Annotated in this window: 17 protein-coding genes, 1 tRNA gene and 1 riboswitch; of the genes, 17 read left to right on the top strand and 1 reads right to left on the bottom strand. The window is 35.3% G+C overall.

All coding sequences use genetic code 11. From position 1 onward, the window contains the following. The first annotated feature begins 8 nt into the window (after window positions 1-8). The 5 genes from A8805_RS21345 to rsmG all read left to right on the top strand — a co-directional run bounded on the left by A8805_RS21345 (window position 9) and on the right by rsmG (window position 6,365). Window positions 9-1,295, top strand: coding sequence for a YidC/Oxa1 family membrane protein insertase (locus tag A8805_RS21345; RefSeq protein WP_109714733.1), 1,287 nt, complete (start codon window positions 9-11; stop codon window positions 1,293-1,295). A gap of 34 nt (window positions 1,296-1,329) precedes the next feature. Beyond that, the gene (jag, locus tag A8805_RS21340) at window positions 1,330-2,145 is read left to right on the top strand and encodes an RNA-binding cell elongation regulator Jag/EloR (protein WP_109714732.1); all 816 of its coding nucleotides are present in this window, start codon (window positions 1,330-1,332) and stop codon (window positions 2,143-2,145) included. Between the two features lie 214 nt (window positions 2,146-2,359). Then, window positions 2,360-3,772 carry a tRNA uridine-5-carboxymethylaminomethyl(34) synthesis GTPase MnmE gene (gene mnmE, locus A8805_RS21335; RefSeq protein WP_109714731.1) on the top strand — a complete coding sequence of 471 codons (1,413 nt, stop codon included), beginning with the start codon at window positions 2,360-2,362 and terminating at the stop codon, window positions 3,770-3,772. Further along, window positions 3,738-5,630: a tRNA uridine-5-carboxymethylaminomethyl(34) synthesis enzyme MnmG gene (mnmG, locus tag A8805_RS21330; protein ID WP_109714730.1), complete on the top strand. Its 1,893-nt coding sequence runs from the start codon at window positions 3,738-3,740 to the stop codon at window positions 5,628-5,630. The genes mnmE and mnmG overlap by 35 nt, the downstream gene beginning before the upstream one ends. A 24-nt stretch (window positions 5,631-5,654) precedes the next feature. Further along, complete coding sequence (rsmG, locus tag A8805_RS21325; RefSeq protein WP_109714729.1) at window positions 5,655-6,365, top strand: 16S rRNA (guanine(527)-N(7))-methyltransferase RsmG; 711 nt, start codon at window positions 5,655-5,657, stop codon at window positions 6,363-6,365. 111 nt (window positions 6,366-6,476) lie between these two features. Here rsmG and A8805_RS21320 read toward each other — a convergent pair whose 3' ends face one another. After that, a complete protein-coding gene (locus A8805_RS21320) occupies window positions 6,477-7,439 on the bottom strand; it encodes an alpha/beta fold hydrolase (RefSeq protein ID WP_109714728.1) in 963 nt (320 codons plus the stop codon). Between the two features lie 507 nt (window positions 7,440-7,946). Between A8805_RS21320 and A8805_RS21315 the strand changes: the two genes are divergently transcribed. The 12 genes from A8805_RS21315 to A8805_RS21260 all read left to right on the top strand — a co-directional run. Further along, window positions 7,947-8,714: a ParA family protein gene (locus tag A8805_RS21315; protein ID WP_109714727.1), complete on the top strand. Its 768-nt coding sequence runs from the start codon at window positions 7,947-7,949 to the stop codon at window positions 8,712-8,714. A gap of 4 nt (window positions 8,715-8,718) precedes the next feature. Then, window positions 8,719-9,639 (top strand): ParB/RepB/Spo0J family partition protein, encoded by a 921-nt coding sequence (locus A8805_RS21310; RefSeq protein ID WP_109714726.1) that lies wholly within the window; start codon window positions 8,719-8,721, stop codon window positions 9,637-9,639. A 193-nt stretch (window positions 9,640-9,832) separates the two neighbouring features. Next, window positions 9,833-10,357 (top strand): DUF4446 family protein, encoded by a 525-nt coding sequence (locus A8805_RS21305; protein WP_109714725.1) that lies wholly within the window; start codon window positions 9,833-9,835, stop codon window positions 10,355-10,357. 97 nt (window positions 10,358-10,454) lie between these two features. After that, window positions 10,455-11,741 (top strand): serine--tRNA ligase, encoded by a 1,287-nt coding sequence (gene serS, locus A8805_RS21300; protein WP_109714724.1) that lies wholly within the window; start codon window positions 10,455-10,457, stop codon window positions 11,739-11,741. A gap of 36 nt (window positions 11,742-11,777) precedes the next feature. Then, complete coding sequence (locus A8805_RS21295; RefSeq protein ID WP_109714723.1) at window positions 11,778-12,653, top strand: DUF3881 family protein; 876 nt, start codon at window positions 11,778-11,780, stop codon at window positions 12,651-12,653. A 178-nt stretch (window positions 12,654-12,831) separates the two neighbouring features. Beyond that, window positions 12,832-12,903: transfer RNA gene (locus tag A8805_RS21290), tRNA-Arg, on the top strand. 285 nt (window positions 12,904-13,188) lie between these two features. Continuing rightward, a complete protein-coding gene (locus tag A8805_RS21285; RefSeq protein ID WP_109714722.1) occupies window positions 13,189-13,692 on the top strand; it encodes a pyridoxamine 5'-phosphate oxidase family protein in 504 nt (167 codons plus the stop codon). Between the two features lie 33 nt (window positions 13,693-13,725). After that, window positions 13,726-13,828: riboswitch (guanidine-I (ykkC/yxkD leader) on the top strand. Window positions 13,829-13,878: 50 nt separating this feature from the next. Then, window positions 13,879-14,613, top strand: a complete 735-nt coding sequence (locus A8805_RS21280) for a GAP family protein (protein WP_109714721.1) — start codon at window positions 13,879-13,881, stop codon at window positions 14,611-14,613. A gap of 91 nt (window positions 14,614-14,704) precedes the next feature. Further along, the gene (locus A8805_RS21275; RefSeq protein WP_109714720.1) at window positions 14,705-15,634 is read left to right on the top strand and encodes a LysR family transcriptional regulator; all 930 of its coding nucleotides are present in this window, start codon (window positions 14,705-14,707) and stop codon (window positions 15,632-15,634) included. Window positions 15,635-15,734: 100 nt separating this feature from the next. Beyond that, a complete protein-coding gene (locus A8805_RS21270) occupies window positions 15,735-16,895 on the top strand; it encodes a cobalamin-independent methionine synthase II family protein (RefSeq protein WP_109714719.1) in 1,161 nt (386 codons plus the stop codon). Window positions 16,896-16,910: 15 nt separating this feature from the next. Further along, entirely contained in the window at window positions 16,911-17,126 is a 216-nt protein-coding gene (locus A8805_RS21265; protein ID WP_181392949.1) for a hypothetical protein, read from the top strand. 159 nt (window positions 17,127-17,285) lie between these two features. Further along, window positions 17,286-17,506: transposase (locus A8805_RS21260; RefSeq protein WP_181392948.1), on the top strand; the 221-nt coding region annotated here is incomplete at its 3' end.

The following is a 17,506-nucleotide window of genomic DNA, read 5'->3' as shown; positions in this document are numbered from 1 at the left end:
GATAAGAAATGTATGGAGTTTTAGCGGCAGGCTATGCAGATTGGCCGATTATTAGTCAAATTTCCTGGCTGCTTGGAAAGTTGATGAACGAAATCTATAATGTAATGAATGGTGTATTTGGAATACAGAATATTGGAATCTGTATTATCATCTTTACAATTATCATTTATACATTAATGATTCCACTGACAATTAAACAGCAGAAGTGGTCAAAGATGTCTTCTGTTATGAATCCGGAAATTCAGAAGGTTCAGAAAAAGTACGCAAATAAAAAAGATCAGGCTACAATGTTAAAACAGCAGGAAGAGATGCAGACTATTTATGAAAAGTATGGAACTTCCCCTACAGGTGGATGTCTGCCATTGTTGATTCAGATGCCGGTTCTTTTTGCCCTGTATCCGGTTATTCAAAATATACCAAATTATGTGGAAGGTATAAAAAATGTTTATACCCCAGTTGTAAGCCAAATTATGGCTACTGATAATTTCCAAAAAATTATGGAAAAAATCGGAACAGAAAAACCTGTAATGATGAGTGCAAGCAGCTATGATTATTCAAAGGCAGATACACTTGTTCAGGTATTATATAAGTTTCAGGATTCTACATGGAATACTTTGGTAGAAAAGATTCCTTCTCTGAAAGATGCTGTTGAGACAACGACTCAGACAATAGGGCATTTAAATAGTTTTGTAGGAATTAACATCGGAGAGGCTCCGTTTACAATGTTAATGTCAGCGATTAAGAATTTTTCAATTGTAGGAATTATTTTGGCTGTTATTATTCCTGTTATGGCAGGTCTTACACAGTTCATCAGTGTAAAGTTACAGCCTCAGCCACAGGTTGACACAAGTAATCCTATGGCAAATTCCATGAAGACAATGACATATACCATGCCTTTATTCTCAGTATTTATGGGATTTACTCTTCCTGCAGGTCTTGGCCTTTATTGGGCAATCAGTGCAATTGTAAGATCTGTACAGCAATTTGCTATTAATAAATATCTGGCTAAAAAGTCAACAGAAGAGCTTATAGCAGAAAATCAGAAAAAAGCTGCTAAAAAGCGTGAGAAAAAAGGAACATCTGCAAAAACAATTAACAAAATGGCAACAACAAGTACTAAAAGTGTGGATGATAAGAAAAAATCAAAGATGTCAGATGCTGAAAGAAATGAGCGTCTCAAAAAAGCAGAGCAGTATACAAAAAATGCAAAACCAGGCAGCCTTGCTTCTAAAGCAAATTTGGTTAGCAAATATAATAGCGGGCAAAGTACATCTGACAAAAAAGATGAGAGTTAAGAAGAGAAAGTAGTATAGAAAAGGAGGATTCGGGATGAGCGGCGGTATCAGAGTATCAGCAAAGACAGTAGACGATGCGATTACAGAAGCATTGATTCAGTTAGGTGTTACAAGCGACAGACTGGAATATGAGGTTATTGAAAAGGGAAGCTCCGGATTTCTTGGAATTGGTATGAAGCAGGCAGTTATTGAAGCTAGAAGAAAACCTGAACCTGTAGTAGAAGAACCTGAAATTCAAGTAAAAGAAGAAAAACCTGTAATAAAAAAAGAGCCTGTAAAAGAAGTCAAGAAGAAAGAACCTTTTAAAAAAGAAACAAGAAAAGAAATAAAAAAGGAAGTTGTTCAAACTGAAGCAGAGCCGGTTGTAAAGCGTGAGACAGAACTTGCTGTTGTGGAAGATGAGACAAAGAAGGCCGTTGAATCTTTTTTAAGAGATACATTGAAAGCAATGGGAATGAGCGTAGAGTTAACTTCCAAGATTGATTCTGATGGGGCTTTCAGCGTGGAGATGAAGGGTGACAATATGGGAATCCTGATTGGGAAGCGCGGACAGACTTTAGATTCCCTCCAGTACCTGGCAAACCGTGTAGCAAATAAATATCAGGATGGATATGTACGTGTGAAGCTGGATACTGAAAATTACCGTTCAAGAAGAGAAGAAACCTTGAAAAATCTCGCAAAGAATATTGCATATAAGGTAAAAAGGTCAAGGAGACCAGTATCATTGGAACCTATGAATCCTTATGAGAGAAGAATTATCCACGCTGCACTTCAATCTGACCCATATGTAACCACACATAGTGAGGGAGAAGAGCCTTATAGAAAAGTAGTTGTAACATTAAAGAGATAATTAGATTGAAGCGAAAGAGGACATTTCCGCTTCACGGACACTTTCGTGAAGTTGGAAAAAGTCCTCTTTTATATAATAGGAAACTGTGCTTTCTATTATATAAGGCCCTCCGGGGGATTTCACTGCGGTGTAAGAGGCAGATGCTGCTATGCGGTCAACCCAGGTGCAAGAGTTTGTTTTGTAAACTCTTTATTCTAATTTATAGGAGGAATAGATGAAGAAGGATACGATTGCTGCAATCTCTACAGGAATGACAAATTCGGGAATCGGAATAGTCCGTATCAGTGGTTCAGAAGCAATTCATATTATTGAAAAAATATATGCTGGGAAAGAAAAACTTTTGGAATCTGAAAGCCATACAATTCATTATGGCTTTATTAAGGATGAGGAAGAGATTGTAGATGAAGTCCTGATTATGCTTATGCGTGCTCCCAGGACTTTTACAGGAGAAGATACAATAGAAATTAATTGCCATGGCGGAACTTATGTGGTAAAACGTATATTAGAGACGGCAATAAAAAATGGCGCCAGGCCGGCAGAACCGGGAGAATTTACAAAGAGGGCTTTTTTAAATGGGAAGATGGATCTATCTCAGGCAGAAGCCGTAATAGATGTAATAATGTCTAAGAATGAATATGCTCTTCAAAGTTCTATTAGTCAATTAAAAGGTAGTGTTAAGAAAAAAATAAGTGATATAAGAAATAAAATAATTTATCACACAGCATTTATAGAGACAGCATTGGATGATCCTGAACATATTGAGATAGATGGATATGGAGAGAAATTAAAAGATGTCATAAATGATATTTTAATTGATATGAGACAATTAATAGATTCTTCTGATAGTGGAAGAATTATGAAAGAGGGGATACAGACTGTCATTGTTGGAAAGCCAAATGCAGGAAAGTCTTCACTTCTAAATGTATTAGCAGGAAAAGAAAGAGCTATTGTGACAGATATAGAAGGAACAACCCGGGATGCCCTGGAGGAGCAGATTCAGCTAAATGGGTTGATATTAAATATGGTTGATACGGCAGGAATAAGAAAGACTGATGATATTATAGAAAAGATGGGTGTAGATAAGGCAAGAGATTATGTAAAAAGTGCCGACCTTATTATTTATGTCGTAGATGCTTCAAGGCCCCTGGATTATAATGATAAAGATATTATACACTTAATAGAAGGTAAAAGAACAATTATTCTCTTAAATAAGTCTGATTTAAATACAGTCATAACGAAGGAAATCTTGCAAAATGAAGTTAATAATATACTTAAAATAGATAAAAATGAAGCAAAAGATTCAAATAAAATTCCAATGATTGATATATCAGCGAAAGAGGAACAGGGAATTCAGGAACTTGGGAAAATATTAAATTCCATGTTTTTAAAAGGGGAAGTATCCTTTAATGATGAAGTATATATTACAAATATGAGGCATAAAGCTGCACTTTTAGATGCCTGTGAAAGTTTGGATAAAGTGATTGACAGTATTGAAAATCAGATGCCGGAAGACTTTTTTTCTATTGATTTAATGGATGCATACGAATCATTGGGAAGCATAACCGGGGAAACGATAGGAGAAGATTTAGTAAATGAAATATTCAGCAAATTCTGTATGGGAAAATAAAGACGAATATGATATTGCCATAATAGGGGCGGGACATGCAGGCTGTGAGGCAGCTCTTGCAGCGGCCAGGCTTGGATATAAAACCATTATTTTTACAGTAAGTTTAGAAAGTATTGCCTTAATGCCCTGTAATCCTAATATAGGAGGAACTTCAAAAGGACATCTTGTCAGAGAGATAGATGCACTTGGTGGTGAAATGGGAAAGGTGATAGACAAAACATTTATCCAGTCTAAGATGCTCAATCAATCTAAAGGACCGGCTGTCCATTCGTTAAGAGCACAGGCTGATAAAGATAACTATAGCAGAACCATGCGGAGAACACTGCAAAATCAAAAGAATCTGGATATCCGCCAGATGGAGGTTACAGATATATTAGTAGAAAACCAGGAAGTTGCCGGCGTACAGACTTATTCTGGAGCAATTTACCGCTGCAGGGCTGTTATACTATGTACTGGAACTTATTTGAAAGCAAGGTGCATTTATGGTGATATAAGCACTCATACCGGTCCAAATGGGCTTCAGTCTGCGAATTATCTGACAGATAGTTTAAAGTCATTGGAAATAGAAATGTATCGTTTTAAAACAGGAACACCTGCAAGAATTGATAAAAATTCTATTGATTTTAGTAAGATGGAAGAACAAAAAGGGGATGAGAAAATCGTTCCATTTTCTTTTACTACAAATCCTGATGATGTGCAGATAGATCAGGTGTCTTGCTGGTTAACTTATACAAATGAAAAAACTCATGAAATTATACGAAAAAATTTGGACAGATCTCCTCTATATTCTGGAATGATTGAAGGAACAGGACCTAGGTATTGTCCGTCAATTGAGGATAAAGTAGTTAAATTTTCTGACAAAAATCGACATCAGGTGTTTATTGAACCAGAAGGTTTAGAGACAAATGAAATGTATGTAGCCGGTATGTCAAGTTCATTGCCGGAGGATGTCCAATATGCTATGTACCGCAGCGTTCCTGGATTAGAGCAGGCAAAAATTATAAGAAATGCATATGCAATTGAATATGATTGTATTGATGCAAGGCAGTTGAAGAGCACATTGGAATTTAAGGATGTGAAAGGCTTATTCAGCGCAGGTCAGTTTAATGGAAGTTCTGGTTATGAAGAAGCAGCAGCTCAGGGGCTGATAGCAGGGATAAATGCTGTAAGAAGATTACAGGGAAAGCCTGGAATTGTAATTGACCGCTCCCAGGGATATATAGGAGTGCTTATTGATGATCTTGTTACAAAGGAAAGCCATGAGCCATATCGGATGATGACATCAAGGGCCGAATATAGACTTCTTTTGAGACAGGACAATGCAGATATGAGGCTGACTAAGTTAGGATATGATGTTGGACTGATAGATGAAAATCGTTATCAAAAACTTCTTGAAAAAGAAAGACTTATAGAAGAAGAGATTCACAGGGTGAAACATACGAATATAGGAACGTCTGAGGAAGTACAGAAATTATTAGAATCTTATAAAAGTACGCCTCTTATATCAGGAACTACACTTGCGGAATTAATACGGAGGCCGGAACTGTCATATGAAATACTTGCACCAATCGACAGGCAGAGAAAGCAGCTTGCTTATGATGTGGTGCAACAGGTAAATATTAATATAAAATATGATGGATATATTAAGCGTCAAAAAAGGCAGGTGGAGCAATTTAAGAAGCTGGAAAATAAAATGATTCCGGATAATATTGATTATTATAATATACAGAGCCTTAGAATAGAAGCAAAACAGAAGTTGTCAGAAATACGGCCAGCATCTATCGGACAGGCATCCAGAATATCCGGAGTATCTCCTGCAGATATCTCAGTACTTTTAGTTTATCTTGAAAGCAGGTAAATAGTAATTTTTTGGGGGAAATGTATGGAAAATAAATTTGAAAATCAGTTAAGAGAGCTGGGGATTCAATTGAGTGAACACCAAAAGTGGCAGTTTAATAAATATTATGAATTGCTGGCAGAGTGGAACAAAGTTATGAACCTGACAGGGATAACAGATTATGATGAAGTAAATGAGAAACACTTTGTTGACAGCCTTGCAGTTGTAAAAGCAATTAAAATAGAAGAAGTAAAAAATGTAATAGATATAGGAACCGGGGCTGGATTTCCTGGATTGCCACTTAAAATAACTTTTCCACAATTGCATGTCGTTTTGTTAGATTCTTTAAACAAAAGAGTAAAGTTTCTTGATAAAGTTGTGGAAGAGTTAGGATTAGAAAATATTGAAGTATTGCATGGAAGAGCAGAAGATTATGCACGGAAAGAAGAGTACAGAGAAAAATTTGATTTATGTGTATCCAGAGCAGTTGCAAACTTATCTACTTTATGTGAATATTGCGTTCCTTACATACGGATAGGGGGAGTATTTGTATCTTATAAGTCTGGAAGTATAGAAGAGGAATTGCAAAGTTCAAAAAAAGCAGTAAAGGCTTTAGGTGCTGAAATAGAAGAAAAAGTAAAATTTCAGCTTCCAGGAACAGAGATAACCCGGTCATTTATAAAGATAAAAAAGAAAGAGAGTACGAAGAAAAAATATCCAAGAAAAGCAGGAATACCATCAAAGGAACCGATATAATTTAGAATAGAAATACAATAAAATAGAATGGCAGAAGAGTAATGAATTAGCATTTATTCTCTTCTGCCATTTTCTTTAGCCCGAGTTGATGGATGATACTATATGAATGGATTATCCTTCAATTTCAAATAAAATCTTTACTTGCTCTATAAATTCTTCTGGTATTTCCATCTGAGGCAGATGTTTCGTCTTATCTATTCCCACAATTTCTATAGAAGGAAGTTGATTTTGGTATTGATTAGCTGTTAATATATTTTCAGGATTAGAATTTCCTACAATAATAAATATGCTGTTATTTATTCCCCTTAAGCAATGCATAATATTTGCATTTGTATACCTGGATTTCATACTCGCATATAAATGTTTTGAGCGGTTATTGAATTTGTGTGCTGCTTCAAAATATGTGATTATGCTTCTTTCCTCGATATTATTTTGATCATAATAATATCTGGAACTAAAATCTTCTTCAATTGTCCTTTTATTGATAAGAATATTATAAATAAATGTGCCTATTATAGGGGTGTTTATAATATGACGTAATACTTTTGTGCGCTTGGTAGGTATCTTTGCAAGCTCAACAAGATTCTGAGGATTTATCATAATTATTTTATCAATCACTGTATTATCATTTGCGCATGCCATCAAAATAAATGTACCAGATTCTCCGGTAGCTATAACATCTGTCTTTTTACCAATGATATGTTTAATAAAATCAGTGATTAATTGGACATATAAATAGTTGGTATAAGTTAAATTCGGTTTATTTGAACGTCCACATCCAAGTAAATCGATAGTATATACTGTGTTAGTCTCAGATAACGTGTCCACGATTTTGTTCCATTCATATGCAGAACTGGTGACATTCAGGTCGTGAACTAACAAAATTGGAGAGCCATTTCCTTGCTTTGTATAAAAAACACGGCCAAATCTCCAATCATAGTACTTTTCATCCTTATGGAACAAAAGATTATCTATAGTAGAAATATGATAAACTAATCGATTAACAACATGCATAATTCCAACAGCAGTACCGCCAAGGAGAGCACATGTCGTAAGCTTTTTCTTCCAGCTCAAAGTATCACCTCTCTTTAAATTTGTATCCAGTTAAAACGAATATTAGAAATCCGATTTACTATCTCTTCATAGGTTTATAGCAGCTTTGATATTATTTCAAAACTGTTAGAACATTTATTGAGATAGAGATTTTATTCTATCTTCATTTCACTAATAGATATAAAATAACTACTGTAAGATTATTATACTACACTCGGAGAAGCAAATAAAGAGTAAAATTATCTATGTTTTAAATCATATGTTTCACGTGAAACATTCTATAATATTATTCTTACATTTATTAACCTAAACACAAAATGTTTCACGTGAAACATTTTGTGTAACTAAAAGAGAAATTACCACATTTCTAAGCGAGGTAAAATCAGGAGAAAATATCAAAGGGGTTACCCGATTTCTGTTTTCACTAATCCATTTCTGAAAATTTCTATGTTTCACGTGAAACATCCTATAGATATACAATTGAAAAGATGTTATAATAATAAAGTGTTCAATGAAAGGAGTATTAAAATGGGAAGGATTATAGCAATTGCTAACCAAAAAGGTGGTGTAGGAAAGACAACAACAGCTATCAATTTATCATCCTCACTTGCTAGTCTTGGAAAGAAAATTTTGGCACTAGATATGGACCCTCAAGGAAATATGACCAGTGGGCTTAGTGTAAATAAGAATGAGGTTGAATATAGTATTTATGACTTAATTATTGGTAATGCTGAAATTAAGGATTGTATTTGCAAAGAGATTTTTGAAAATCTTGATGTTCTCCCATCTAATATTAATTTGTCAGCAGCAGAGATTGAGCTGATTGGTGTTGAAAATAAAGAGTATATTATTAAAAATGAAATTGAAAAGGTTAAGGACAACTATGATTTTGTGATTATTGATTGTCCGCCTGCATTGAGCATGCTTACTATTAATGCTATGACAACAGCGGATTCTATACTGGTCCCAATTCAATGTGAGTATTACGCACTTGAAGGACTGAGTCAGCTGATACATACTATTAAATTGGTACAGGAAAGATTGAACCCATCTCTAAAAATTGAAGGTGTAGTTTTCACAATGTATGATGCTAGAACTAATCTTTCTTTACAGGTAGTGGAAAATGTAAAGGATAATCTGAATCAGAATATTTACAAAACCATAATACCAAGAAATATCCGTTTGGCAGAAGCACCAAGTTATGGAATGCCTATAAATTTGTACGATCCAAAATCTGCAGGGGCAGAAAGTTATATGTTGTTAGCAGAAGAAGTGATTCATAAAGGAGAGGAATAAAAATATGGCAGTGAAAAGAAATGGACTTGGCAAAGGGTTAGATAGTCTGATTCCTGATAAAAGTGAGAAAACATCAAAGAAACCTGCAAATATAGAGCTTAATAAACAGGACAAGCCTGATGTAAGAACCAGTGGAACCGGTGAAATACTAGTTAAAATCAATCAAGTAGAGCCTAATAGAGATCAGCCTAGAAAAGATTTTGATGAGGATGCTTTATTAGAATTATCTGATTCCATAAAACAATTTGGAATTCTTCAGCCTTTACTTGTACAGAAAAAGAAAGATTATTATGAAATTATTGCAGGGGAAAGAAGATGGCGTGCAGCAAAATTAGCTGGACTTAAAGAGATTCCTGTAGTTATTAAAACATATACAGACCAGGAAATAGTTGAGATATCTTTGATTGAAAATATTCAAAGAGAAAATTTAAACCCCATAGAGGAAGCTATGGCTTATAAACGTTTGTTGGAAGAATTTAGTTTGAAACAAGATGAGGTTGCTGAGAGAGTATCAAAGAGCAGGACAGCAGTTACTAATTCCATGCGTCTCTTGAAATTAAGTGAGAGAGTCCAACAAATGATTGTGGACGATATGATTACAACGGGACATGCAAGGGCGCTGCTTGCAATCGATGATGAAGAACAGCAGTATCTGATAGCGAATAAAATATTTGATGAAAAACTTAGTGTCCGTGAAACAGAAAAACTTGTGAAAGCTTTAAAAAATCCTAAGAAGGTACAGAAAGCAGAAAAAGTCCAAAATACATTCATTTATGATAATTTAGAAGAAAGAATGAAAAATATTATGGGGACAAAAGTGAATGTAAATCAAAAGGCTAATGGAAAAGGAAGAATCGAGATCGAATATTATTCAGAAGATGAGCTCGAACGTATATTCGATATGATAATGTCTATATCTAATTAAAAATTAGCAGTTAAATGAATTAGTGGTACAAGAGCGTATACTTACTGAACTACTAATATTCAATAAGGTATAGAGTTTTAAATTATAAGGCAGAAAGAATAGAAACATAATCTGAGGGGAAATCAGTATAATAATTAGATACTGATATATTAGGAAAAGAGGAGAGTAGAATAATTCGTAAGGAGGAGTATAAATGGAAAATACTATATTGGGAAGCATTGGCGTTGATCCTATGTATTTATTTATATTGTTATTTCTAATTCAGGTATTGCTATTTGTATTGTTAATAAGTGTAAATATGAAGTACAACAGAATGAAAGCCAACTATTCTTCGTTTATGAAGGGAAAGGATGGCAAGAATTTAGAAGAGAGTATATTAGCAAGATTTGAGGAAATTGATGGTATTTCAGAAATCGCCAAAGAAAACCAGAGAAGTGTACAAGATATTTATAAAAAGATGAAGTCACATTACCAGAAAATAGGAATTGTAAAATATGATGCTTTTCATGAAATGGGTGGAAATCTTAGTTTTGCAATAACTATGCTGGATGAAAATGACAATGGATGGATTATGAATGCGATGCATAGCCGTGAGGGATGTTATACTTATATAAAAGAAATTGTAAATGGCCAGAGTTATATTGAGCTGGCAGGAGAGGAATCTGAGTCCCTGGAAAGAGCTATGTATCAGGAAGCTTATGATTTGAAAAAAGATTAACGTATTTTTAAATAAAATAAGAAAGTAAACTTATTAAACTGCTAATGTTCAATAAAGTTTATAAATCATAAAGAACAAAGGTGTGAGGAGGAGTATCATGTTAGATATTAAATTTGTAAGAGCAAATCCAGATGTAGTAAGACAAAACATCAAAAATAAATTCCAGGATGAAAAGTTACCCCTGGTTGATGAAGTGTTAGAGTTGGATCAAAAAAACCGTGATATTAAACAGGAAGTAGAAGTTCTAAGGGCAGAGAAGAATAAAATATCTAAAGAAATTGGCGCGATGATGGCACAGGGAAAGCTGGAAGACGCGAAAGAACTGAAGAAAAAAATTACAGAAGATGGTGACAGAATAGAAGTTCTTTCAGCAGAAGAAAAAGAAGTAGAAGAAAATATTAAAAAAATTATGATGACCCTCCCAAATATCATTGACCCATCTGTACCGATTGGAAAAGATGACAATGAAAATGTGGAAATTGAGAAATTTGGAGAACCTGTAGTACCGGAATTTGAGATACCATATCATACAGATATTATGGAAAGATTTAATGGTATTGACTTGGACAGTGCAAGACGTGTGGCAGGCAGTGGATTTTACTATTTAATGGGAGATATTGCACGTATTCATTCTGCAGTTATATCTTACGCCAGAGATTTTATGATTGGGAGAGGATTTACTTATTGTATTCCGCCATTTATGATTCGAAGCCATGTAGTTACCGGTGTAATGAGCTTTGCTGAGATGGATGCAATGATGTATAAGATTGAAGGTGAAGATTTGTATCTTATTGGAACAAGTGAGCATTCCATGATTGGTAAATTCATTGATACTCAGCTTACTGAAGAGGAATTGCCTCAGACACTGACCAGTTATTCACCATGCTTCAGAAAAGAAAAAGGTGCCCATGGTGTAGAGGAGCGTGGGGTATACCGTATTCATCAGTTTGAAAAGCAGGAAATGATTGTTGTATGTAAACCAGAGGAGAGTATGGATTGGTATGATAAATTGTGGAAAAATACAGTAGATTTATTCCGTTCCTTAGATATCCCGGTTCGTACTTTAGAATGCTGTTCAGGGGATTTGGCAGATTTAAAAGTGAAATCTGTAGATGTAGAGGCATGGTCACCGAGACAGAAGAAATACTTTGAAGTTGGAAGCTGTTCTAATCTGGGAGATGCTCAGGCAAGAAGATTAGGTATTCGTGTGAAAGGCGAAAAGAGTAAATATTTTGCCCATACATTGAATAATACTGTAGTGGCTCCTCCAAGAATGCTGATTGCATTTTTGGAAAATAACCTTCAGGCAGACGGGTCTGTAAAGATACCGGAGGCATTACAGCCATATATGGGAGGAAATACAGTTATTACGCCCGTAAATTAGATTAACAATCTATAAAGATAAAATTTGGAGAATATTATGCATCAGTATCTAAAAGCAATTGGTTTCAACGAACTGCACACAAAAAAAGAATTAAAAGAACTCTTGAAACAGATAGAAACCACTTTTACACATCAGACAATTGTGTCGTATCAGAGCTGGGCCGATTACTGTGAATTTCAAAAAGAATACGGACAGAATGTGGGAATTACATTATGCGGAGAATTGGACGAAGAGGAAAATTTTGATGCAGATTACTATTTTCCATATTTTGAAGGCAGTGGAATAACCACATATGCAGATGTTGTTGTGGAAAAGCGTATTGAAAAAGAAGAATATGTGGGAATTTGTGAAGATCCAAGAGTAGGAATCAGCCTTATTTTTCATCTTCAAAACGGCGTTGAATATATGAGAGAACGCCAGCTCGGGTTTACAACAGAGCTGGCTACTTCCGTTACATTTTCCGGATTAGCTTTATCAGGAAAGATATTATTTCCTGTGCAAAAAAGTGAAGATCAGGTAAAAAACGAAAAGGAGGCATCTGATAATAGAAAAGTATTACTTAAAGCAGCAAGGAACGGAGATCAGACAGCAATAGAAACATTAACACTGGATGACATTGATACATATTCAAGAGTATCCAGAAGACTGATTAACGAAGATATATTTTCTATTGTCGATACATACTTTATGCCATATGGCGTGGAGTGTGATTTGTATTCCATAATGGGCGAAATAATTGCAGTCAGAAAAAGAGAAAATAGCCTGACAAAAGAATCTTTATATCAGATGAAGCTGGATGTGAATGAGCTTCAATTTGACATATGCGTTCCGGAAAAAGAAATAATGGGTGAACCGGAAATCGGAAGAAGATTCAAGGGAACAATATGGTTACAGGGATATATTAATTTTTAAAAGTTACAGTTCAGCCATGCACAATTATTTGGCTGAACTGTAAAAAGTATTCATGAAGCTATAAAAATATTTATGAAAATGTTGAGAATTTTTGTTTTTTATGTTATATTATTAATTGTGTTCTTTAGAGGTTGAAAAGTTGATTTTTCAAAATTCAATAACTTTTAGTAAAAAATAGGTTCCCTTAGTTAAATGGATATAACAAGCGCCTCCTAAGCACTAGTTGTGAGTTCGATTCTCGCAGGGAACGTTGAAAACCGGCACTTTACATTTTTCGTAAAGTGCCGGTTTTATAGATGGAAAAATAAGTACACATTTTAAAACTGGGTTTCATGTCATAATGAACTACAGGCCATTTCTAAAATAAGAAATATAAGTGATCTTTAACAAACTTTATTTATTGTAGTTGAAAACTTAATATTTTTATGATATGTTCTATATAAGTTTACCGCCGGGTGACCGTCTTGCATTTATTCCATTAGGCCATTGAAGGAATGAGTGTTAGGCGTTTTTTATTTATGAAAGAGGTGTCTATATGTTTAGGGAAATGCGTCGCAAAAAACAAGCTTTAACATTAGAAGAGAACATCCAAGTATTGAATCGTGGAACCTCAGGTGTGTTAGCTGTATCTGGGGATGATGATTATCCCTATGCTGTTCCGCTCAGTTATGTATATCATGACAATAGGATATTTTTTCATTGTGCTAAAAATGGGCATAAGCTGGATGCTATTTCCAGAAGCGAGAAAGTCTCCTTTTGTGTGATTGATAAGGATCAGGTGGTGCAGGAGAAATATACTAGTTATTTTCGCAGTGTTATTGTATTTGGCAAGACCCGTATTCTGGAAGATGATTTGGAAAAAAGAAAAGCTATTGAAATCTTAACTGCAAGATATTCACCTGACCAAGAAAAAACACATCAATTGCAGGCAATTGAAAAGGAATATAACAGGGTGTGTATGATAGAGCTTGCGATTGAATATATGAGTGGTAAAGAAGCAATTGAACTGGTTAAGGCCAAACCTCTTCAGGTTAATTAAGGCTTCAGGTCTACCGATGATACACTTGAATATTTTTTAGTTTTCTAGGGTTCCGTAACAGAAATTGTTAGCCTGGACCGAGAGAAGACGCACAATCTATTGATTGTGTACACGGAGGGATAAAAGCCTGGGAGTTATTTAATACACTCCCAGGCTTATTTTTTTGACTTAAAAGGAGCAATCGATATGTGGGGATTATTGTTTTCAACAGTTTTAACAAGTGCGGCAGACAGCCTTAATCCGATTGCGATTACGCAGCAGTTTGTTTTGCAGGGTATGGTTAAAAAACCAAAGCATATATTATATTTTATCATACCAACGGGAGTAACAAATTTAATAGGTGGATTTCTGGCGTACTTTGGGCTTATAACCTTTATTGGTAGTTTTTTTAGTGAGCTGATAGAAAGACATTGGCAGATTCTATTGATTTCTGAATTAATACTTGGCATTGTTTTTTTAATCGGAGTTGGATTTTTACTGCAGAGTAAGAAACTTGAGTCATTCAAAAAACAAATTCAATCTTTGAAGGCCGGTGAGAGCTATGATAATAAGGATGATGAAGCAGAGGCTGTAAATAAGATAAAATCAGTATCTCCGATGGCTTTAATGGTTTTGGGAGTTGGGGCAACGATTTCGGAATTGACAACTGCATTGCCATATTTCGCTTTTTTAGCAATTCTTTTTAATTATCAGCTAACGTTTTTGCAAGTAGCGTTCATACTTGTTGTATACAATATAATTTACACATCACCTTTGATAATTTTGTATTTTATTTATATCAGAGCGCAAGACAAATTTGACCATCTTTATCAGGTAATTAAAACTCAGGTTACAAAGCTGTCGAACGTACTTGTTCCTACGCTCGTAAGTATTATAGGTGTCGTTTTGGTGTATCATGCTTTATCACTTTTATTGCTATAGTGATTTGTATGAACTCAGGGCTTTTATTTGGCAGTGTATCTATGGTAAAATGATCTCATAATAATTGCAATTAAATTTGAGAGGAATTTTTATGACATTACAACAGTTAAAATATTTTATTGAGATTGTGAACTGTGGTTCTATTAATAAAGCTGCAGAACGTCTTTTTATAGCCCAATCGAGCCTTTCAAATGCACTGAAAGATCTGGAAAAGGAAATTGAACATGAACTTTTTACGAGGACTCCAAGGGGTATATCATTAACAACGGACGGAGTGGAGTTTTTAGGTTATGCACGTCAGGTTTTAGAGCAGACGGAACTCTTGGAACAGAGGTGGCTAAATAAAAAACCTTCAAGGAGGTTGTGTTCCATATCAACCCAGCATTACGCTTTTGCTGTAAATGCCTTTGTAAACATGGTAAAGAAAACGAATTCGGAAGAATATGAATATACATTGCGGGAGGCAAGAACTTTTGAGATTGTTGAGGATGTTAAAAATCTCCGCAGTGATTTGGGTATACTTTATATGAATACGTTCAACCGGAAAGTAATAGAAAAACTGCTTCATGAAAGCAATTTGAGATTTTATCCATTGTTTACAGCTAAACCTCACGTTTTTATAAGTACCAAAAACCCTCTTGCCAATAAGAAGTATGTTACACTTGAGGATTTAGCAGAGTATCCCCGCCTTTCATTTGAGCAGGGGGATTATAATTCATTTTATTTTTCAGAAGAAATACTCAGTACAGAGCATGTTAAAAAAGATATTCATGTTGGAGACAGGGCTACTATTTTTAATTTAATGATTGGACTTAACGGCTATACTATTTCAACAGGAATTGTCAGTGCAGATTTAAATGGCGATGATATTACAGCAGTGCCGCTTCATGTTGATGACGTGATGGAAATTGGCTGGATTTCTCATAAAGACATTCAGCTGACCAGGCAGGCGTCGATGTATCTGGAAGAATTAAAATCTGTTGTTGCCGAATATGGAGTTAATGTAAACGAGGAGTTATAGCGAAAAACTATAACTCCTCATATTATTTAAGTGTTACCGATAAGTAATCTCTTCATGATACAATTGGTTATAACAAAATTGAGCTGAGGAGGTACTTTTAATGAGTGAAAAATTTCAAATCGTAGGTAGTTTGCTGCGTCCGGCAGGTTTACTTAAATATAAGAGAGAAATTGAAGGCAGAGATGATATTATCTATCCCTTCTATAAGGATTTTGAAGGGTATGAGCAGTGTGAAATTGATTCCACAAAAGCTGTTATTAAAAAGCAGATTGAACATGGACTGACTGTAATTTCTGATGGTGAATATTCAAAGTCTTTATGGCACTTGGACTTTGTTTGGGGATTTAGCGGTATTAACCGTTACATTGCTGATCATGGTTATTTTTTTCAAGATAAGGACGGCTGTTCAAATTATGAAACACGAAAAGACATCGGCTTGCGTATTGCAGGAGAATTAAGTGGAAAAAATCATCACTTTATTATTGTGTTTCAGAGGCTGAAAGCCATTGCAGGAGAGCATGAAACAAAATTATGTATTCCGTCTCCCTCCCATATCTTCGGAGAGCTGTCATGGTCAGATAACATTGGCAGCGGGGATTCGGTTTATAAGAATCTCCAAGAATTGAAGGAAGGGCTGATAAGGGCCTATAAGGAGTTTGTAGAAGAGTATGCAAGAGCTGGTGGAAAAATCCTGCAGCTTGATGATTGTCTTTGGGAGCTTTTTGCTGATGATAATCCTCATTCTCCATTTACGGGTGAAACAGTAACCAGAGATGGGGCCGAAGAGCTTGCTAATGAATTTATTGATATTAATAATAGAATAATCGATTTTGGGCACAGTCTGGGTCTGAAAATGTGGACGCACAACTGCCGCGGTAATTATGATTCCCGCAATATGGGCGGCGGTTCTTATGCTAAAATTGCAGGGTTGTTTTTAAAACAATTAAAATACGACCGTTTCTTCCTTGAATGGGATGATGACAGAGCTGGTTCACTTGAAGCACTTGAGGTATTTAAAGATAAACCTGACACTGAGATTGTTCTAGGCCTGCTTTCCAGCAAGACAAATACCTTGGATGATGAAGGCCGCATTCTCCGTTTGCTGGATGAGGCTGCCCGGATTATTAATAAAGACCGCTTGCTGCTTTCTCATCAGTGTGGTTTTGCTTCCTGTGATGGAGGAAACGAGTTAACCGAAGAAGAACAGTGGGCAAAAATTGACCAGGGTCAGAGAATTGCAAAGCAATACTGGGGGATATAATTCAGGAGGTTCTATATGTTAAATATAAAATATGATATTGTGGGTTCTTTCTTAAGGCCCTCACAGATTAAAACTGCAAGAGCTCAGTTTGCAAATGGCCAAATATCTTTAGCAGACTTGCGAAAAGTCGAAGATGAAGCTATTTCTGAATTAGTGGGAAAAGAGGCTGCTCATGGTTTAAAATATGTAACAGGCGGTGAGAGAGTTGCAGAGCAATATATATCCATGTAATAACAGAATATAATAAAAGAGAAAAAGATGGCTGACAACAACCATCTTTTTCTTGGGAGTGTAAGATAGAGTGTGTAAGTTCAAAATGAACTTCACACTCTGTTTTTTTGTCAGGATATGTTAAACTAAACAACAGAGAAAAGGAAGGATAGAACTACTATGGCAAGAAGAAAACGTGACCCTAAAAAAGATGCACTGGTACAGGCAATACTGAATCAGTACCAACCGGAAAACGTCGGAGACATGCAGGATGCTTTGAAAGATATCTTCGGCCCTATGTTTGAATCAATGCTTCAGGGAGAAATGAAAGATCATCTGGGTTATGAGAGTAATGACCGACAGGAAAAGGAGGGGACAAACCGCAGAAATGGATATTCAGC

The sequence above is a fragment of the Faecalicatena contorta genome, from assembly GCF_003149105.1.
In the GTDB taxonomy this organism is placed as follows: domain Bacteria; phylum Bacillota; class Clostridia; order Lachnospirales; family Lachnospiraceae; genus Muricomes; species Muricomes contortus_C.
The sequence above is the reverse complement of the archived record's forward strand: the minus strand, read 5'-3'. Positions and strand labels throughout refer to the sequence as shown.